Consider the following 19,956-nt stretch of genomic DNA (forward strand, 5'->3'; position numbering starts at 1 on the left):
GTCCGGGTCGTGCTTTGCTGGTCCGCATTCCCCTTGGTCGCGGCCCTTCGCTCCACCAGCTCCTTTCGCAGATCGCTCTGCCTCGTTCGCCGGCTTCGCACTGTGGCCACGTCCGACTTCCCGCGTTCGTTCGTCATCGGCTTCGGCTCCTCGCCTTCCCGATGCGGACCGAAGGCGCATGCCGCCTGCGGTCGAACGCGGGACCTCCCAGGTTCCGGCGCGGTCCCTTACTGCGTGATGGGGTCTTCGACCACGGCAGAGCGTCAGCCCCTCGCATAACGGGACCGCACATGTTGCCTTCGACGTTGCTTACCGCCTCGGCCTCTGCGAGTTTCTGTCTTTCGCGGCTCAATAGCCACCCCACAGCATCGTTGTGTACGCTTCGCTGCCGCCGTCGCCGACGACACCGCAACACTCACTACCGGGCGCCCGCTACGGCTTACCCGGACCGGACTTCCACCGGTTGGACCGCGCCAGCTTGCCTGGCGCACAAGCAATCCAGAGTCTTTCCGCGGAGGGATTCTGGATTGCTTCGCTGCGCTCGCAATGACGGAGTTTGTGGGACCGCGTCGCGCGCTTTGAACTACGCCGCGATCAGATCGTCATAGACCGGCACGATCGTCTCTTCCGCGATCAGCTCGTCGCAGAACAGCCTCGCCTCTTCACGCGCCGATTCGGTGGCGAAGCGGCGCAGCAGGATCATCAGCGGCTCGGTGGCGCCGCCGTCGGTCTCGCAATGGGTGAGCACACGCTCGACCATGCGCCGGCGCAGCCGCGCGGCACTGTCATCGGTATCGACGAAACCCTGCTCGTGACAGGCATCAAGCGCGACCTGGAACGCCGCGAAAGTGGCCTCGGGAAGCCCGGCGCGGCGCAGCAGCGCGTGCAGGCCGGCGCCGCCACGATCATGCAGCAGCGCAGAGACGCGCGCCAACGGCAAATCGGCGAGTTCGGCCAGCGCCGCGTCGAACAGGTCGAGGTTGCTCGAGAGCAGCGCGCGCAGGATCAGGCCCGCGGTAAGCTGGCCCGTGATACGCAGATGCCGCACCAGCCCCTGCATCTCCTCGCCGCGCGAGCGCGCCGCGATGTTCATGGTGGAGCGGTCGCGCGCCTCGATCATCATGCGGTCGGCACGGTCGGCGCTCAGCCAGTTCCGCGCCACGACGAATTGCGCAAGCGTCTCCGAGAGCTTTGCCACCAGCGCGGCACGCGTCGCGGCCGGCAGATCCTCGATCACCAGCATGGCTTCGCGGATCGCGGCGAGATGGCCGTGACGCTCGACGATGCGGTCCCAGGAGAACGGCGCGAGCTCGGCGTAGGAATTTTCGATCAGCTCAAGTGCGGCCGCCGCGCAACCGACCTCGGCGATAGCGGCGCAGACCGAGGCCGGCAGCACGATACGGCGGGCGACGGCGCATTGCACTTCGCCGTTGCCGGTCGCAACGATGTCGACCAGATCCGCATCGATCAGGAGCGGAGAGTGTTCGAGCACGGGCAGCGCGACAGTCGGCTGGTCCGTCGACAGCGCCCGCACGATGGCGGCCGGCGCATCCGTGCTGCGCGCAAAGGCCTCGGCCATCGCCTGCCGCACCAGCGGCGAGGCATCGTCGAGCAACATTAGCAGCGCGCCCTCGGCGGCGAGGCGGTCGTCATGGGAAAGGTCCGAGATCAGCCAGGCCCGGGCCAATGCCCGCGTCGCCTCGGCCCGCTCGCCGGCGGACGCCGTCCTGATCCAATTGATGAACTGCCGAACGATCATGGTTCTTCCGGCCTACGCAACCCGACGAAGCGGTGACGGCTTGTCACCTGCAACACAAAATAAACCACGACGCTTAACAAAGCGTTCACCATAACTGGCTGGTTTTATTGACGTTTTGTTAAGGGAACAAAAGCGCCTCGCTCGCGTCCAGGGACACAGCGCAGCACGCAATGATGCGGTGCGCCTTGTCCGGGACACGCGAGTGAATGTCAGCTTGAGAACGTACCGGTGCGATCGCTGAAAAGATCGAGCGGCTGCGGCGGGCGCACGTCCGGCGTTGCTGAAGTGATCGAAGCGAGCGAGGCGTTGTTGCCCCACAATTTCTGCACCGTGGTCGACACCGGCTGGGTGGCGTCGCCGGGCTGATAGATCGAACGAAACACCGGCGTGCTTGGCGCATTGTCCGCGACTGTCGTCGGCGAGCTCGTACTGACGGGCGTCACGGCGCGCGTGTCCGGGAAGGTCTGAAGATAGGCGGCGTTGTTGATCACCGGCGCCGTCGCCTGCACCCCGTTTGCACTCGCCACCTGCGTGGTCGACGGCATACCGCCGTACATCGCCATCGAACTGCGGGTCGATTTCGCATTCGCCGCGCTCGCATAGCGCGCGTCCAATACCGAATAGACCTCGGAGACGCTGCGTGCGCGGCCGTCCCTGGCGTAGAAGATCGAGCGGTTCGCGGCCGCCGCATTGGGAAACAGCCTCGCGCCGACGGCCTGCGGATTGTCCTCGGCGTTGGCGATCAGCTTGGCGGCTCCCCCGACGCCCATGAAGTGCGCCATATAGAGCTCGCTGTCCGACGGCCTGCGGCCGAGCATGCCGGTGAGCTTGAAACTGTTGGACTGCGTCAGCGCCGCGGCCATGCTGGATGCGGCCTCCGGATCGTCGCGCAGCTTCATGATTGACCGCTTCATCATAGGATCATCGACGGTGTAAGTGCCCGACGAGGTCTTCGTGATGGCATCGGAATAGCTGCCAAAGCCGAGCTGGGCGCCCGCCTCCTTCACTGTCCCCAGCCAGGTCTGGTCAATGAACTGGTAGAGTCCGTGCGCGGATGATGTGGTCGCACCTGCGGTCGGGTTGAAATCCGACTCCATCTTGGCCGTGGTCAGCATGTATTCGAAGCTGACGCCGCTGATGTTCGAAGCCCGCTTGATCGCACCGGCGACGCGCGCCGGTGACGCATCGATACCGGCCGTCTGCGTGGCACTGAAATTGTCGACCGACATGATGACGCGCCCGCTCCGCGCGGCATTGAGCGGCGCCGGCAATTCGGACGCCCTGTCGTCACCGTGGGACAGGTATGGTTAATGCGGGGTTAATTCTGGGATCGGCCCCTCCCTGAGTCATTCCGGGGCATCGCGTTAGCGATGAGCCCGGAATCCATTGGGCCGCACGTGATGCCGGGCGATGGATTCCGGGCTCGCGCTACGTGCGCCCCGGAATGACAGCTCGCTATATCTTGTAGACCACGTCCGGATCGAACAGCCGCTCCGCATCGACGAAGACCAGCGTTGCAATCCCCCCCTCGGGTTCGACCTTGCGGTAGAAGCACGACCTTCGGCCGGTGTGGCAGGCCGCGCCGATCTGCTCGACGCGGAGCCAGAGCGCGTCCTGGTCGCAATCGGTGCGGATCTCGACCACGCGCTGGGTCTGACCTGACGTCTCACCTTTTCGCCACAAGGCATTGCGCGAACGGCTGAAGTACCAGGCTTCGCCGGTCGCAATCGTCTTGCGCAGCGCTTCCTCGTTCATGTGCGCGACCATCAGCACGTCGCCGCTGGCGGCATCGGTCGCCACGCAAGTGACGAGGCCGGCCGCGTCGAACTTGGGGAGGAAGACAAGGCCTTCCTCGACCTCATGAGAGTGAGCGGACACGGGCATCCTTCGCCAAAACGTGTTCGCGAGGTCAGCGCGTGCCTCGCACCAGGGACAGGAAGCGGGCCTGCTCCGCCGGATTGTCGCGGAACATGCCAGTGAAGCGGCTGGTGAACGTCGAGGCACCATGCTTGGCGACGCCGCGCACCGACATGCAGGTATGCTCGGCTTCGATCAGCACGGCAACGCCGCGGGGTTTGAGGACCTCGTCGATCGCCGCCGCGATCTGCGCCGTCAGGTGTTCCTGGGTCTGGAGCCGGCGGGCGAAGATATCGGTGAGGCGCGCGAGCTTGGACAGACCGACGACGCGCTCCACCGGCGTATAGGCGATATGCGCCTTGCCGTAGAACGGCATCATGTGATGTTCGCACTGCGAGGTGAACTCGATGTCGCGCACCAGCACGAAGTCATCATAGCCGGCGGTCTCGCCGAACGTGCGGTCGAGCACCTCGGCCGGGCATTGGTGGTAGCCTTGATAGAGCTCGTCGAAGGCCTCGACCACGCGGCGCGGCGTGTCCAACAGGCCCTCACGCTCGGTGTTCTCGCCGATATAGGCCAGCAACGTCTTGACCGCGCGCTCGGCCTCGGCGCGTGCAGGGCGCGGCTGGTCGGCACGGACGGCGGCCGCGAGGAATTCGGCAGGATCGAGCTCGGCGGGGCGACCCTCCGGGTGCTTGTCAGAAGGCTTGCTGGGGCGGATGGATTTGATCGTAGCGTCCATATCGACTCCGTTCGACGGCCTTGCGGCCGGAGTGTCACCGGCAGACGGGGCGGCAAGCCGCCGGACGCCTGTAGAGAACAGTTTTGGCAAAAAACGTCTTCCGCTTTAACGCCGGTCGCGTGGTTCTGGACCAGTGCCGGACCACCAGGCTGTTTTTCCGCCAGTTCCGCCCCTATATAGGACCGTGGACCGCGCCCGCCAAGGCCGATCCCGCGCGAAGTGCTGGACTCCATCACATGCTGAACGACATCTATAACAAGCGGATCATCGAACTGGCCGGGAATATTCCGCGCCTTGGACGCCTTTCGGATCCGGACGCCACCGCCACCGCCCACTCCAAGCTGTGCGGCTCGACCGTGAAAGTCGACCTCAAAATGGACGGCGATACCGTCACCGACTTCGCCCATGACGTGAAGGCGTGCGCACTCGGCCAGGCCTCTTCATCCATCATGGCAAGTCACGTCGTCGGCTCGACTGCGAGCGAACTCCGTGAGTTACGCGAAACCGTTCGCAAGATGCTGAAGGAGAATGGCGCTCCTCCCGAAGGCAAATGGGCCGAAATCAAGTTCCTCGAGCCGGTCCGCGACTACAAGGCGCGCCACGCCTCGACGCTGCTGACCTTCGATGCCGTGGTCGATGCCATCGGCCAGATCGAGGTCAAGGCTAGGCAGCCGGCCGCAGCGCAGGGCTGACGCAAATTCCTATTTCTGTGATGTCGTAGCCGGCGCCGTGCCGGTCGGCACCAGGGCTTCCGCCGTCTTCGTCGAGCTGGAGGACGCCTGCGGGTGCTCAGGTTGCTCGCTGACCCTGTCCTGCGCCTTCGGTGCCAGCTCGGCCATCGCAGGCGCCGAGACGTTCACGTCCGGCAGCACGTCGGCCACCAGGTCGGTCGTGACGAGATTGGTGAGCTTCAGTTCCGCCGCGTCCAGCTCATGCAGGTCTTCCCAAGGCGGCACGTTGAGCGCGAGCGACAGCAAATCGCCGCCGCCACCCATGTCGAACGTGTATTTGGCCAGGCGGCCGATGTCGCGCTCCACGATCATCAGATCCTGCGCGCTGTAGCTCGCCGCCCTCGCATCGTCGGCGCGGTCACCCATCCAGATCTGATGGACGCGGACATGGGCGGCTTCCGGCACGTAGCGCTTCTTACCGGCCAGCAGCAGGAACACGCACATCGATTCACAATAGGCTTCGGATGCAACCGCCGGGCGGGCGCCCTGCCCGCCTCGATTCTGCACGCTCATGCCGACCGTGGTCAAAAGGCCGAGATTGCGAAACCGCCGGCCGAGCGTGATTGCGTCGTTGACGGAACCGCCGCTGGAGTCGAGCACGACGGTGGCACCGCCCAATTGGCGACCGCGCGCGAACTCCTCGAAATTCTTTGGCGTATCAGCGGTGATGATGCCGACCGCGCTGACCCAGCCGCGGCAATTCGGTTCGCAGGCGACCCAGCTGAACTTCATTGGCAGCTTGCGCTCTTCAAGGGCAGCACCGGCTCGGGCCGACGACCCGAATGTCGCGACGGCGCCAGCCAGCACGACTCCACATACGGCGGTTCCCACAAGCAACCAGCCGCGAAGATTGAGCGACTTCAGAAGTTTCAAACTGATCCCTTCCCCAAGCCCCATTTGAAGCCCATTTGCGCGATTATCCCCGCTTCGCGCTCGATGAGTCCATCATACAGACGTATGTTCCCACGAGTGTCACAAAAATGGTATCCGGGGGAATACAGATCGTCCATAGGTACTTGCTGCACTGCTCCCAAAAAGCACGCAAAATATGGCGTACAAACAAGAGCTTACAGTTCCCTGCGACGGAACCGTGCAAGACCTCGCCCACGATAGCAGCAAACCGCCCATGAAGCATTCAGCCTGCGAGCATTGTTCCAGTCCCGTCGATGGTGCGCGCCGGCTTCCGCGCAGATTCGGCCGCGCACTGATCTGGCTGTACCGGCACACGCTGTCGCCTCTGGTCGGCTACAATTGCCGTCACCTGCCGACCTGCTCCGCCTATGGTGACGAGGCGATCGAACGCTTTGGACTCTGGGCCGGCAGCTGGATGACGCTCGCGCGCCTGCTGCGCTGCAATCCCTTCGGCACGTCGGGCATCGACAACGTGCCCCTCACCGCTCCGCAACGCGCGCGCTGGTATCTGCCCTGGCGCTACGGCCGCTGGCGCGGAGTCAACGCTAGCTGAGTTTGCTGCGGTACTTCGCGCATTTCTGCCCTGATCGGAACTGGAACTCTGTGCTCGCGTTGTTTTGATGCTCCTGCGGGAGGAAACAACAATGCGCTGGAAAATCAGCCCCGATTTTCATTTCAGGCTTGGTTCACATTTTGGAATTCGTCGGAGGGGTCACCATGACCCCAGAGCCCTCGACATGGTCGCCATGATCGCTCTCCTGACTCTGGTGCTGGGTTGTGGCTGGTATCTGGCAACGAGCTTTGCAACGCCGCCCAGCACGACGGCGTTCATCGTGCCGAGCCAGAGCGTGCACTGGTAGTTACCGGAACCAGAAGAAGCGTCCCGGCGGTGGCGGGATCGGCTCGGGCGGACGCAGTCGCTTCGGCCGTGGCGGCTTTGGCGACGTCTCGGCGGATGAGGTGGTTTCCGCTCCCGGCACGGTCTCGCTCCCCGGCACCTTCACCGACAGCAGCAAATTCGACTCGTGCATTCGCCAGCGATAGCCGACGCCGAAATCGATCGGCTGGGCGCGCGTGAACAGTTCGGCGTAGCGCTCCTGGTAGCGGCCGGAGAATTCGTCGATCGGTCCGAGATAGCGGCCGAACGGGAAGAACCGCCACTGCCGTGCATTGTAGTTCGCCAGCGGAATTCCGGAATCGTCCTGGACGATAGTCGCGCTGTTGGCGAGCAGCCAGTCGCGAACGAAAGTGAAGTTGCCGGAGTGCAAGAGATAGGACGCGCTCTTGAGCAGGCTGTTGCCGGGCCCGAGCGTCTCGCAGAACTTCAGGAAGCCCGCGGCGCGTGCGCCGGCATTGGAGAGATCGGTCGAGAAATAATACAGCGTGCGCGCCTCGCCGTCGCTGCCGGCGAAGGTGATGCGAACGCCGCGGGTTGCGTTCGGTCCGGGATTGTCGTTGCCAATGTGCATCCCGCCCTTGTTGTCGAGTGCGACCATCTCGACGTTGCGGATGGTCTTGCCGGAGCGCGCCAGGAAGACATAAAGGATCGGCAAGGTGCCGTTGACCTGGTTGGTGTGCAGGTCAACCTTCATGTGCTTGGTGATGAAGAATGAGAAGCTCAGGATCGAGCCGAGCGAACGCTCGACATTGTGGAGTGCCGCGCCGACCGAACCGCGCGGAAGCCGCGTCAGGTCGGGCACCGCACCGACGGGCTCGAGCGCGCCGAGCACATAGGTGCTGGCCTTGGGGTAGAAGGCGTTGGCGTAGAGGAAGTCCGGACCACTGAACATGTAGAACATGGTCGGCCTGGGCGCCGCCAGGTTGACGTCAGCCCAGTTGCGGATTTTCGAGAGCTGGCGCAGCTCGAGCTGGGCAAAAGCGCCATCGAAGAATTTTGCGTGGCGCTGCCAGCCCGGGTCCTCCGTCAGTGGCACCAGGGGCGAGTCCGCCGATGGCTGCATGCCGGCGAGGAAGCGCGCGGTATCGTCAAAGGTGACGTCGGCTGCGCCCGCGGACGAGATCGCCGCAGCCAGCAGGGCAAAAGCGACGGCCGCAATTCTCATGGGTCGAAACATGTCTATTCGCGATGTGATGAAGCGGCAGCGGCGACCGGCCGCCTGCGGAAAACAACATAAATCAACAGGCCCGAGAGCATGACGAGCATCCCCGCAAGCGACTGCACCGGCCGCTCGGTCAACAGGTAGTACATCATGAACGCGGTCACGAGCAGGAAAACGAGAGGCGTGAACGGGTATCCCCAGGCACGATACGGCCGCGGCAGGTCGGGATCGCTGATGCGCAGCTTGATGACGCCGGCGACCGTGAAGAACGAGCAGAACAGCAGCGCGAACTGGATGAAGTCGAGCACCGCCTCGAAGCTGCGCGTGAACAGCAGTAAATTTGCGACCGCAAGCTGGAACAGGATGGCATAGGCTGGCGCGCCGCTCACTGATCTCCTCGAGAACACACGCAGCGCCGGAATGTCCTCCCCCATAGTCATCATCACCCGCGGCCCGATCCACATCATCGCGCTGATCGAAGAGATCAGGCCGACGCAGATCATCGCGCCGACGATCCGGCCGCCGAGGCTGCCGAAGATGGCGGTGCCGGCGACGCTGGCGACGTCGAGCTGGCCGGCGAGCGCGCTGACGGGCGTGGAGTAAAGGAAGACCGCATTGAGCGCGACGTACAGAACCAGCACGATCAGCGTGCCGGCGAGCAGCGCGCGCGGCAGGTTCCGCTGCGGCATGTTCATCTCGCCGATGATGTAGGTCGCGGCGTTCCAGCCGGAGAACGAGTACATGACGAAGACCAGCCCGATCGCAAAGGGCGCGCTGACAATATGGGCAAGATCGCCGCCCTGCGGCGCAAAGGAGATCGGCTGCGGCACGCCGACGATGAAGCCGGCAACCAGGAACGCGACAATCAGCACGACCTTCAAAATGGTCGAGATCAGCTGGAAGGTCGAGGAATGCCTGACGCCGGTCAGTTGCACCAGCGAGACCAGCCACACCACGCCGATGGCCAGCGGGATCGGCGGCAGATCGGGGACGACCGATTTGGCGTATTCGCCGAACGCCATCGCAGCGAGCGCGACCGGCGCCGCAAAGCCCACCGTCGCCGAGACCCAACCGGCGAGAAAGCCGAAGGCAGGATGATAGGCGCGGCCGAGGAAATTGTACTCACCGCTCGAGCGCGGAAACATCGCACCGAGTTCGCTGTACGAGAATACGCCGCACAACGCGACGATGCCGCCGATGGTCCACAGCAACAGGATTGAGAAACCCGAGGGGATGTCCTTGACCTGGAAGCCGAGGCTGGTGAAGACGCCGACTCCGATCATGTCGGCAACGACGATAGCGGTCGCGACCAGAACCGAGATCCCGGCCCCGCTCCCCGTCAGCCGGCCAGTCCAAGGCGCGGTTCCCGCATCTGATGCCGTCATCGGGGTCCTCAACCTCAGGCGCCGCGCCTCATGGAAAGCATCGTGCAGATTAGTCCAGTCAATTCAAGCAGGGTTAACAAGGGTTAAATGAGGCGAGGCAGATAGGTATGGTGACACCTTCTGCGCGCATCGTTGGGCAATAAAGCGGCGCCAGCGCTGCAAAATCCGTTCTTTGCCCCCACAATCACGACACGATTGCATGGTCATTTTGAGCGTTCCGGATGTGGGGAAGTTTCTCCGGACACTTAACGTCGCCTAAACGCCAGTCGGCTCAATTAGCTCAAATATAGCCGCTGGACTCGGGGTCATGGGTGGATGGTCGGGGCCGTTCCGAACGTGAGAGCTGACGCTGGTGCCGATCGGACGTCGTCCGGTGGCCGCAGTCGCGCGCTCCGGATCGTGCTGATCCCAGTCTTGGTGCCGGTGTCGCTGACGCTAGTTCAATGCGGCAAGGCGCCCAACGCGGCCGCGCTCGCCGCAAACTCGCAGGCCAACGCCCAGATCGTCAATCAGACCGTTGCCAAGACCAATCCGCAACTGGCGAGCGCTGATACGTTCGAGGATCGCTTCCCTGCCCCGCAGTTCAGGGAGCGCTTCCCCTCGGCGAGCGAGAGTTTCCTGCAACGGCAGATGGCTGACTTTTCCCCGAAGCGCGCCATGCAGCAGCAGCCGGAGCAGGCGCCCTACAAGGTGGCTTCGCTCGAGCCGCAGGTCCCCTACAAGCGTCCGCTGCGCGAAGACCTGACGACGCTTGTCAGCATGAAGTCGTCGGCCTTCCCCTATTTCGGCAACAACCCTGCCTCCGAGGCGCCCTTCCTCAACATCGCCAAGGGCGACCGCCGCGGTCACCGCAGCTATTCCGGGCGCGTGTTCTGGCAGGACGAGACCTACAATGACAGCCGCGTGCTGGTGCACGTGCCCGAGCATTTCGACGTGCGCAAGCCGGGCGTGATCGTGGTGTTCTTCCACGGCAACGGCGCGACATTGGAGCGCGACGTGCGCGACCGGCAGCTGGTGCCGCAGCAGGTCACCGATTCCGGTGCGAATGCCATCCTGCTGGCGCCGCAGATGGCGGTCGATGCCGCCGATTCCAGCGCCGGCAAGTTCTGGCAGCCCGGCGGCTTCAAGCGCTTCATGGAAGAATCCGCCAACCATCTCGCCCGCGTCACCGGCGATCCCAACAGCGCGCGTGCCTTCGCCAACATGCCGATCGTGATCGTCGGCTATAGTGGCGGCTTCCTGCCGACCGCCTGGAGCCTCGAGGTCGGCGGCATCAGCGACCGCGTCCGCGGCGTCGTATTGCTCGACGCCGTGTATGGCGAAATGGACAAGTTCGCCTCCTGGATCGAGAGCCACCGCTCCGGCTTCTTCGTCAGCTCTTATACCCACTACACCGCACGGCGCGACCGCGAGCTGATGAACATGCTGCGCCAGAAGGGCATCGGCGTCTCCGAGGACATGGATGGGCCGCTGCGTCCCGGGAGCGTGGTGTTCGTCGAAACCGGCGACGGGATCACCCATCGCGACTATGTAACCCGGGCCTGGACCAAAGACCCGCTCAAGGACGTGCTGGTGAAGATGTCGGCGACGCCGGCGCTGGCGCTGACCCGTGTGGCGGCCACCAATCCGTCCCCATCGAGCCGCTGATCAGCGACTAACCGTCCGGCTTGAACTGCAGCTCTTTATCCTCAGTTCTTCGGCAGCTTCGGAATGCTCTCGGCAAAACCGTTGAAGCAGGCCAGCCGCTCGTCCTCTTCCTTGAAGAAACGACAATCGGCATAGCCCTTGGCCTTCGCCGGCTTCGGCTTCGGCGCCGGCGGGATCACGGCGTCATAGCAATTGAGGCGGTCCTTGGTGCCATCATCGAGCTCGAGGCAGGCCTGGAGCCGTACCGCAATCGATTGCGGCTTGCCCTTCGGCGCCGCGGCGGCAGGCTTCGCAGCCGCCTCCTTGGTCCCCTTGGGCTTGACCTGCACCAGCGGCTTGTCCCCCACCATCGGCGGCTTGTCGGCCTGTGCGAACGCAGAGGCCGAATAGAGCACCGCAGCAACCGCCAGAATCATCCTCATTTCAGTCAACCCTCTTTGGTCCCCGAGCCTCGCCTTCTAGCGCCCTCCCGCGCGGTTTGCCAAGCGCCTTGCGCACAGGAAATCGCTGGCTTCAGGCCGGCACGGCGACGGCGGGCTGCGGCCGGGTCAGCAGGACCAGGATCAGCGCCAGAACGACGAAGCCGACCGCGACAAAGCCGAGCGAATACAGTCGCTCATGGGCAAACAGCAGCCCGCCGACGGCCGAGCCAACAGCCTGGCCGATATAGAGAACCGACGTGTTGAGCGCGACGGTCGCCGATGCCAGCGGCGGCGCGGCCGCAACCAGTCGAACCTGTTGCATCGAGTTGGTCGAGGCAAAGCCCAGTCCCCAGATCGCGACCGCCATCGCCATCAACACGAGGGTGCCGGCGCCGAGCGCCCATCCCGTGATCCCCGCAAGCAGCAGGCACGTGAACAGCAGCGAGGTCCGATAAGGCCCCCAGGTGTCGACGATGCGGGTGGCGAAGACGACTCCGAGAAAGCCGCAGACGCCATAGATGCCGAACACCATGCCGATCGCATCCGGGCCTGCCCCGGTCAGCTTTTTGAGCAGCGGGCCCATGAAGGTGAACACCACGAACTGCCCGGACATTTGCAGCATCGTGATTGCCAGCAGCAGCAGGATCGTCCTGCTGCGGCCGACCTCGGCCCAGGTCTTCAAATCCACCGGCACGCCCCTCAATCCGCTGGGCAGGCGCAACAGCAACAACAGGAAGCTGACGCAGCCGAGTGCGCCAATCTCGCCATAGGCCGCACGCCAGCCATAGCGGCTGGCAATGAAGGTGATCAGCGGAAGACCCGCGGCGGCGGCGAGCGACCAGCCGAGAAAGATATAGGCGATCGTGCTGCCGCGCCGCTCCGCCGGCACGATCAGCGCCGCCGTGCCGGCTGCCTGCGGCGTATAGAGTGCGCCGACCGCAAGCATCACCAGTCGGATAACGAGGAGGCTGGTGTAGTCGGGCGCGAACGCCGAGGCGAGATTGCCGAAAGCCAGTACTGCGAGCGTCGTCGTAAGCAAGGTCCGCCGTTCGATCCGGCTGGTCAGCCAGGCCGTCAGCGGCGACCCGATGCACAGCGTGACGGCGCCGAACGTGATCAGCAGCCCGGCCGCGTGGATACTGATCCCGAGCCCCGCCGACAATTCCGGCAGCATCCCCGCCGGCGCCAGCACCGAGCAGCCGGTGACGAAATTTCCGAGCATCAGGGCGGTTGGCACGAGACGGTCGGGGGCGCGGGACTTTTCCATGCGTGTGCATGTAAAGCAGGCCCGCAACCGGTTAAAGGGCGTTGCCCGGAATAGTTGGTGCACCGTCACGGCTTTTGCGCGCCCCTTTCTTGGAATTGCCGGATTGCACAGGCCGAATCGCCTGATATATCGCTCGTTCCCGCTTACCTGCGCTCGTTCGCAGGAGTGAGCCTCAGGAGAAAAGCAATGACTGACCAGCCCAAATCCGAGTCCGGCTTCCAGTACAGCCTCAGCAATCTAAGGCCCGTGACCCCGCCCGAAAAGATCACCCTCACCTTCCCTGACGGCGCCCGGCGCGAATACGCCAAGAGCATCACCGGCCTTGAGATTGCCAAGGGCATCTCGCCGTCGCTGGCCAAGCGCACGGTGGCGATGGCGCTCGACGGCGAACTCGCCGACCTCAACGATCCGATCGAGGCCGATGCGAAGATCGAGCTGGTCAATCGCGACGACCCGCGCGCGCTCGAATTGATCCGCCATGACTGCGCGCACGTGCTGGCGGAAGCCGTACAAACGCTGTGGCCGGGCACCCAGGTCACGATCGGTCCGGTGATCGAGAACGGCTTCTATTACGACTTCTTCCGCAACGAGCCGTTCACCCCGGAAGACTTTGCCGCGATCGAGAAGAAGATGCGCGAGCTCATCGCGCGCGATAAGCCTTTCACGAAAGAGGTTTGGGATCGCGAAAAGACAAAGCAGGTGTTCCGCGACAAGGGCGAGGCATTCAAGGTCGAGCTGGTCGACGCGATTCCCGGCAACGAGCCGATCAAGATCTATTACCAGGGCGACTGGTTCGACCTGTGCCGCGGCCCGCACATGACCTCGACCGGCAAGGTCGGGGGCGCCTTCAAGCTGATGAAGGTCGCAGGCGCCTACTGGCGCGGTGACAGCAATAACCCGATGCTGACCCGCATCTACGGCACCGCCTTCGCCAAGCAGGAGGACCTCGACGCTTACCTCAAGCAGATCGAGGAAGCCGAAAAACGCGACCATCGCAAGCTCGGGCGCGAACTCGACCTCTTCCACTTCCAGGAGGAAGGTCCGGGCGTGGTGTTCTGGCACGCCAAGGGCTGGACCGTCTTCCAGCAGCTGATCGCCTATATGCGCCGGCGCCTGACCGGCGACTACAGCGAGGTCAACGCGCCGCAGATCCTCGACAAGTCGTTGTGGGAGACCTCCGGCCATTGGGGCTGGTATCGCGAAAACATGTTCGCGGCACAGTCGGCCGGCGACGAGGCCGAGGACAAGCGCTGGTTCGCGCTCAAGCCGATGAACTGTCCGGGCCACGTCCAGATCTTCAAGCACGGCCTGAAGAGCTACCGCGACCTGCCGCTGCGGCTCGCCGAGTTCGGCGTGGTGCATCGCTATGAGCCCTCGGGCGCCATGCACGGCTTGATGCGCGTGCGCGGCTTCACCCAGGACGACGCACATGTCTTCTGCACGGAGGATCAACTCGCGGACGAATGCCTGAAGATCAACGATCTCATCCTGTCGACCTATGCGGATTTCGGCTTTACCGGCGATCTCACTGTCAAACTCTCGACCCGGCCGGAGAAGCGCGTTGGTACCGATGAGATGTGGGATCACGCCGAGCGCGTGATGGCGACGGTGCTGCGCGAGATCCAGTCGCAGAATAATCACATCAAGACCGAGATCAATCCGGGCGAAGGCGCGTTTTACGGACCGAAGTTCGAATATGTGCTGCGCGACGCTATCGGCCGCGACTGGCAATGCGGCACCACGCAGGTCGACTTCAACCTGCCGGAACGGTTCGGCGCGTTCTACATCGACCATGACGGCGGCAAGAAGCCGCCGGTGATGGTGCATCGCGCGATCTGCGGCTCGATGGAGCGTTACATCGGCATCCTGATCGAGCACTATGCCGGCAATTTTCCGCTCTGGCTCTCGCCGGTGCAGGCGGTGGTCACGACCATCACCTCGGAAGGCGACGAATACGCCAAGCAGGTCATGGAGCAGGCCAGGCGCGCCGGTCTTCGGGTCGAGATCGACCTGCGCAACGAAAAGATCAACTACAAGGTCCGCGAGCACTCGCTGGCCAAGATCCCGGCGCTGCTCGTGGTCGGCAAGAAGGAAGCCGAGACGCATTCGGTCTCCGTCCGCCGCCTCGGCAGCGACGGGCAGAAGGTGATGCCGACCGCCGAGGCAATCGCCGCGCTGGTCGAGGAGGCGACGGCGCCGGATGTCGTGCGGGCGCGGGGCGCGGCCTGATCCCTTAAATCGATCTAAATTCGCTTTCGGTTGCGGGCGTGCGTCCCTATCTGGGGACTGCACGCCCGAGGACCAGCCGAAGAGGAAACCGCAATGCCCGACGCCATCGAACTCCTGAAGACCCGCCGCTCGGTCAAGCCGCGCGAGATGACCGCGCCAGGTCCCTCCCCGGCCGAGCTCGAGACAATTCTCACCATCGGCGCGCGCGTGCCCGACCACGGCAAGCTGGCGCCCTGGCGCTTTATCATCTTCGAGGGCGATGCCCGCCAGCGCGCCGGCGAGGTGATTGCGAAGGTGTTTGCCCGGAAGAATCCGGGCGCGCCCGCGGCCGACGTCGAGACCGAACGCAAACGCCTCACCGACGCGCCGCTGGTAATCGGCGTGGTGAGCTTCACCAAGCCACATCCGAAGGTACCGGCGTGGGAGCAGGAATTGTCGGCGGGCGCCAGCGTCATGAACATCGTCACGGCCGCGACCGCGCTCGGCTACGGCGCCTGCTGGCTGACCGGCTGGTTTTCCTTCGATCGCGACGTGCTGGACGGGCTTGGCCTCAAGCCGGACGAGAAACTCGCCGGCCTCGTCCACATCGGCACGCCGACCAAGCCGAGTGAAGACCGTCCGCGACCGTTCCTTTCGGAAATCGTGACGCGATTTTAATCGATGTCTTGTTGACGCCTCGAACGTCTTTCGGCTTTGATCCCGGCCAGGGAGGAAGCCAGGATGTTGCGGCGTGAATTTCTGGTCGGGGCCGCGCTGCTCGCCGGCACGATGGCGCGAGGCCGCGCCGCCGACATCCCCGCGCCGGCGGCCGAGGGGCTCCATCGCATCACGGCGTTCTTTGACAACGAGGTGACGAGCGGCCGCTTGCCGGGCGCCGTGATCCTGGTCCAGCAGCACGGCAAGCCAGTCTACCTGAAGACGTTCGGCGTGCGCGATACCAGGACCGGCCTTGCCATGACGCCGGACACGATCTTCGCCATCCATTCGATGACCAAGCCGATCACGTGCCTTGGCGCGATGATGCTGATCGACGAGGGCAAGCTCGCGCTCGCAGATCCCGTGTCGAAATACATCCCGCTCTTTGCCGACACCAAGGTGGGCCTCGAGGTCACCCTGCCGGACGGTAAGCTGGAGCTCGACCTCGTCCCGCCGGTCCGTCCCGTCAACATCGAGGATCTGCTGCGGCATACGTCGGGCATCAGCTATGACTATATCGGCGGCAAATGGGTCGAGCATGCCTACAAGGCCGCCAACATCTTCGAGGGGCAATTCAACAATAGGGAATTTGCCGAGCGAATCGCAAAACTGCCGCTGGCGCGGCAGCCGGGGACGCTGTGGCGCTATGGCCATTCCACCGACGTGCTCGGCAGCGTCATCGAGATCATTTCCCGGCAAACGCTCTACGAATTCTTGAAGCAACGCATCTTCGACCCGCTCGGGATGAGCAGCACCAAATTCGCGCTGGCGATGGAGGACGAGCTGGCGCGGATGGCGCGGCCGCTGCCGAAGGATTTCATCCTGCTCGCCGCGGAGCGCGAGCGGCTTGACCATCCCGAATGGCAGTCCGGCGGCGGCGGACTGCTCTCGACCATCGCCGACTATCAGCGCTTCGCGCAGATGCTGCTCAACGGCGGCAAGTTCGAGGGCAAACGCTATTTGAGCCCTGCTGCCTTCAAGGCCATGACGACCGATCACATCGGCCCGGGCTCCGGCGTCGGACGCGACTATTTCTATTTTCCAGGCGACGGCTTCGGCTATGGCTACGGCCTTGCGGTGCGCACCGATCCCGGCGATGCAAAGCCGCCGCCGCCGGGCTCGCTCGGCGAGTTGAAATGGGACAGCGGCAGCGGCACCTATTTCGGCGTCGATCCCAAGCTCGACATGGTCTACGTGCTGATGCAGCAGACCCAGAGCGAGCGCGGGCGGATTACGCCCGCCTTCAAAGCGCTGGTCTATGACTGCTACCCGCCCGAGCTACGCCGCCCGTGAGGCGCGCTGGCCGAAATCGGCGAGCAGTTTCGCGATCTCGGCGGCCGGCCGCGCCGCGCTGAATAGAAGCCTTGAACCTCGTTGCAGCCCTCGGCGCGCAGCCAATCGAGCTGATCCTCGGTCTCGACGCCCTCCGCAGTCGTGGTGATGTTGAGGCTGCGACCGAGCCCCGAGATCGCGCGCACGATCGCGACGCAATCGGGCCGCTGGGCGAGATCCTTGATGAAGGAGCGATCGATCTTGATCTTGTCGAAGGGAAAGCTTCTGAGATAGCTGAGGCTGGAATAGCCGGTGCCGAAATCATCCATGGAGATGCTGACGCCGGCTCGCGCAGCTGGTGCAGTATCGCAAGATTTGCATCGGTCTCCGCCAGGAAGATCGACTCGGTGATCTCGAGCTCGAGCCGTCTGGGTGACAGGCCGGACTGCGCCAGCGCCGAGATCACGACCTGAACCAGGTTGCGGCTGCGGAACTGTGCCGGCGACAGATTGACCGCGACCTTGACGTCGACGGGCCACTTCGTCGCCTCGGCGCAGGCCTCGCGCAATACCCACTCGCCGAGCTGGGAGATCAGGCCGATGTCCTCAGAGACCGGAATGAATTCCGCCGGCGAGATCATGCCCTTGTCGGGATGGCACCAGCGCAGCAGCGATTCGAAACCGGAGATGCGGTCGGATGCGATCGACACCGGCGGCTGATAGTGCAGCTCGAACTCGCCATTGGCAAAGGCGCGGCGCAGATCGAGCTCCATGGCGCGCCGCCTCTGCGCCTGGAGGTCCATCTCCCGTTCGAAGAAATGGTGCACGCCGCCGCCGTCCGACTTCGCCCGGTAGAGCGCCATGTCGGCGTTGCGCATCAATTCTTCCGACGTCGTGCCGTCGCCCGGCGACAGCGCAATGCCGATGCTGGCACCGATCACCATTTCCTGGCCGTCGAGGTCATAAGGCGCCTTCAGCATGTCGATCAGCAAGGTCGCACAAGCGCTGGCCTCGTTCGGCGAAACGTCGGCCGCGAGAATCACCGCGAACTCGTCGCCACCGAGACGTGCCGCGAGATTGGCGCCGCGGACGGCGCTGGTCAGGCGTTCGGCAACCTCCTTCAGCAATCGGTCGCGCGCCGGATGCCCGAAGGAATCGTTGATGTTCTTGAACAGGTCGAGGTCGATATGGAGCACGCCTACCCGCTTTCCTCCGGCCTGCTCGATCGCCTGTTTCAGGCGTTCCTGAAAATATTCGCGGTTCGGCAGGTCGGTGAGCCCGTCATGATGCGCCATGTGGGCGATCCGCGCCTCGGCCTTGCGTCGCTCGGTGATGTCGACCACCGCGACCAGATAGCCGTCGCGATCGTCGAAGGCGACCCGGCGGCCGAAGGTGAGCACCTCGATCTCGCTGCCGTCGGCGCGCAGATGCCGCCAGTTGCGCGAGGAGTGATAGGTATCGCCGATGCGTTCGAGTGCCTCGGCGTGGATGTCCCATTCGTCCCTAGGCCAGATTTCGTGCAGCGTCATACGCAAAAAGGTGGCGCGGCTGTAGCCGTAGTGCTGGACCGCGGCGTCGTTGACGCTGATGAATTCCTTTGTCTGTGCGTCGAACACCCACATCGGCATCGGGTTGTTGTCGAACAGCAGGCGAAACGAGGCGTCGCGGCGCTTCAGCGCGGTGACGTCCGAGATCGTCAGCGAGACTACGTCGGCGAAGGCGGTGGCGCTCAGTCGGAGATGCCGGCCGTCGCGCTCGATCTCGAGCTGTTCGCCGCGGCCGCCGGCAACGGCCTTGAGCAGAAAACTCATGATGTCGGGCGAGGCGAGCAAATTGTCCGCCTCGCCGATCCGGCGCCACAAAAGGCCGGCGCCTGTGGCCTTCAGCAGCAGTGCGGCGCTATTGTTGTGGTGCACGACTTGAAGATCGAACGCCGTGCCGCCGGCGTCACGCAGCGTCGCCAGCGAGAGGACTGCGTCGTCGGTCGACGAGAAGATCGCGTCGAGGAGGTTGTATTGCGCACCGCGCTCGTTGACGTAGGCGCCGATCAACGTGGCGCCCCAGCGCGAGGCGGTCGGAAGCGCCAGCAGATCGTAAGTCCTGACCATGCCGTCGCGAACGCAATGTGCACTTGCATGATGCGGCCGTCCATTCTTCAGCGCGTTCGCCACCACTTCCGACAGCGCCGTGGCGCAATCGGGCGACAGCTCCGCGACCGGAATGTCCCAGCGTTCCTCGCCGAGCCATTTCTGCACGTAACGTCCGCTGCGCGACAGTTCGAGCGCGCCGTCAACCTTGAGCAACGCTATGTGGTCGGCGAGCCGGCCAAGGCTGCCGAGCATCACGTCCTCGTAGCGCGGCAGTTGCTCGCCCGGCTTCAACGCGGCACGCCATTTGCGCTGAAGCACCGGAATGTCGTCGAACATTTCGGTGGCCGGTTTTCCCGGCGCTTTCTTCGCGGCATTCATGGCAATCCCCAACGCACTTTCCCGCCGCATCCAATGCAGGCCTGCTTAATGGCTTGTAAAAGAGGTGCGGCTGCGGGGTCCATTCGGCGATTATGACAGTTTTAAGTCGGACGATAGTTAGCGCGCGTTAGAGACTATGACGGTTGCGTTCGGCGGGCCCGTTGTTACTGCGTGAAAAAATAACTCCGAGTCTCCGTAACCACGTCCGCTGGTGGCTATGGGTCCCGGCCTTCGCCGGGACGACGTTGCGGAGATAGTGCGCGCGCTGCATCAGCAGACTCGTCATTGCGAGCGCAGCGGTCGCGGTAGGGACGCTCATTGCTGAGCGCCCCCCGCACAGATCCGTACGTGCGGCTTTCCCGCATACGGCTCCCACCTCGGGTGAGTGACGGCGAAGCGTGCTCGCGGCCAAGGATGACGGATGTTGGGCCTGGGGAGGCAGTCACAGGCGAGGCGACTGATCGTCTCCCACCTCATGCCATCGGTCTGGCTGCGGCGCCGGAGCGTGCG

General features: G+C 64.1%; 16 protein-coding genes and 1 pseudogene. 7 read left to right on the top strand and 10 right to left on the bottom strand.

The annotated features are described in order from the left end of the window. Positions 1–583: 583 nt before the first annotated feature. The 4 genes from IVA82_RS04100 to folE form a co-directional block, all read right to left on the bottom strand. Complete coding sequence (locus IVA82_RS04100) at positions 584–1,759, bottom strand: DUF2336 domain-containing protein (RefSeq protein WP_247388517.1); 1,176 nt, start codon at positions 1,757–1,759, stop codon at positions 584–586. A gap of 209 nt (positions 1,760–1,968) precedes the next feature. Beyond that, positions 1,969–3,030: a lytic transglycosylase domain-containing protein gene (locus IVA82_RS04105; RefSeq protein ID WP_247388518.1), complete on the bottom strand. Its 1,062-nt coding sequence runs from the start codon at positions 3,028–3,030 to the stop codon at positions 1,969–1,971. A gap of 184 nt (positions 3,031–3,214) precedes the next feature. Beyond that, positions 3,215–3,637: a phosphoribosyl-AMP cyclohydrolase gene (gene hisI, locus IVA82_RS04110; protein WP_247388519.1), complete on the bottom strand. Its 423-nt coding sequence runs from the start codon at positions 3,635–3,637 to the stop codon at positions 3,215–3,217. Positions 3,638–3,668: 31 nt separating this feature from the next. After that, positions 3,669–4,358: a GTP cyclohydrolase I FolE gene (gene folE, locus IVA82_RS04115; protein WP_247388520.1), complete on the bottom strand. Its 690-nt coding sequence runs from the start codon at positions 4,356–4,358 to the stop codon at positions 3,669–3,671. 236 nt (positions 4,359–4,594) lie between these two features. Here folE and IVA82_RS04120 point away from each other — a divergent pair, with 236 nt between their 5' ends. Then, complete coding sequence (locus tag IVA82_RS04120; protein ID WP_247388531.1) at positions 4,595–5,050, top strand: iron-sulfur cluster assembly scaffold protein; 456 nt, start codon at positions 4,595–4,597, stop codon at positions 5,048–5,050. 9 nt (positions 5,051–5,059) lie between these two features. Here the strand turns inward: IVA82_RS04120 and IVA82_RS04125 are convergent, their stop codons facing one another. After that, on the bottom strand, positions 5,060–5,962 hold the full coding sequence (locus tag IVA82_RS04125) for a hypothetical protein (protein WP_247388521.1): 903 nt from the start codon (positions 5,960–5,962) through the stop codon (positions 5,060–5,062). A 253-nt stretch (positions 5,963–6,215) separates the two neighbouring features. Here IVA82_RS04125 and yidD point away from each other — a divergent pair, with 253 nt between their 5' ends. After that, the gene (gene yidD / locus IVA82_RS04130; RefSeq protein WP_148737965.1) at positions 6,216–6,554 is read left to right on the top strand and encodes a membrane protein insertion efficiency factor YidD; all 339 of its coding nucleotides are present in this window, start codon (positions 6,216–6,218) and stop codon (positions 6,552–6,554) included. A 91-nt stretch (positions 6,555–6,645) separates the two neighbouring features. Continuing rightward, positions 6,646–6,861 carry a hypothetical protein gene (locus tag IVA82_RS04135; protein WP_247388522.1) on the top strand — a complete coding sequence of 72 codons (216 nt, stop codon included), beginning with the start codon at positions 6,646–6,648 and terminating at the stop codon, positions 6,859–6,861. On the opposite strand, the gene IVA82_RS04140 is transcribed toward IVA82_RS04135, so the two are convergent. Continuing rightward, a complete protein-coding gene (locus IVA82_RS04140) occupies positions 6,862–8,076 on the bottom strand; it encodes a hypothetical protein (RefSeq protein ID WP_247493169.1) in 1,215 nt (404 codons plus the stop codon). It abuts the gene before it with no gap. Positions 8,077–8,078: 2 nt separating this feature from the next. Continuing rightward, positions 8,079–9,446, bottom strand: a complete 1,368-nt coding sequence (locus tag IVA82_RS04145) for an amino acid permease (protein ID WP_247388524.1) — start codon at positions 9,444–9,446, stop codon at positions 8,079–8,081. Between the two features lie 315 nt (positions 9,447–9,761). Here IVA82_RS04145 and IVA82_RS04150 point away from each other — a divergent pair, with 315 nt between their 5' ends. Continuing rightward, a complete protein-coding gene (locus IVA82_RS04150; RefSeq protein ID WP_247388525.1) occupies positions 9,762–11,093 on the top strand; it encodes an alpha/beta hydrolase in 1,332 nt (443 codons plus the stop codon). Positions 11,094–11,134: 41 nt separating this feature from the next. Here the strand turns inward: IVA82_RS04150 and IVA82_RS04155 are convergent, their stop codons facing one another. Beyond that, on the bottom strand, positions 11,135–11,515 hold the full coding sequence (locus tag IVA82_RS04155; RefSeq protein ID WP_247388526.1) for a hypothetical protein: 381 nt from the start codon (positions 11,513–11,515) through the stop codon (positions 11,135–11,137). Positions 11,516–11,606: 91 nt separating this feature from the next. After that, positions 11,607–12,782, bottom strand: coding sequence for an MFS transporter (locus IVA82_RS04160; protein ID WP_247388527.1), 1,176 nt, complete (start codon positions 12,780–12,782; stop codon positions 11,607–11,609). A 186-nt stretch (positions 12,783–12,968) separates the two neighbouring features. Between IVA82_RS04160 and thrS the strand changes: the two genes are divergently transcribed. The 3 genes from thrS (at position 12,969) to IVA82_RS04175 (ending at position 17,000) form a co-directional block, all read left to right on the top strand. After that, positions 12,969–15,011 carry a threonine--tRNA ligase gene (gene thrS / locus IVA82_RS04165; RefSeq protein ID WP_247388528.1) on the top strand — a complete coding sequence of 681 codons (2,043 nt, stop codon included), beginning with the start codon at positions 12,969–12,971 and terminating at the stop codon, positions 15,009–15,011. Between the two features lie 93 nt (positions 15,012–15,104). Continuing rightward, entirely contained in the window at positions 15,105–15,668 is a 564-nt protein-coding gene (locus IVA82_RS04170; protein ID WP_247388529.1) for a nitroreductase, read from the top strand. A gap of 63 nt (positions 15,669–15,731) precedes the next feature. Then, positions 15,732–17,000, top strand: coding sequence for a serine hydrolase domain-containing protein (locus IVA82_RS04175; protein WP_247388530.1), 1,269 nt, complete (start codon positions 15,732–15,734; stop codon positions 16,998–17,000). Here IVA82_RS04175 and IVA82_RS04180 read toward each other — a convergent pair. Further along, positions 16,986–19,446 (bottom strand): annotated as a pseudogene (locus IVA82_RS04180) (EAL domain-containing protein). The gene IVA82_RS04175 and the pseudogene IVA82_RS04180 overlap by 15 nt on opposite strands. Positions 19,447–19,956 lie beyond the last annotated feature (510 nt).

Origin of the sequence: Bradyrhizobium sp. 142 (assembly GCF_023074015.1) — a bacterium.
Taxonomy (GTDB): Bacteria; Pseudomonadota; Alphaproteobacteria; order Rhizobiales; family Xanthobacteraceae; genus Bradyrhizobium.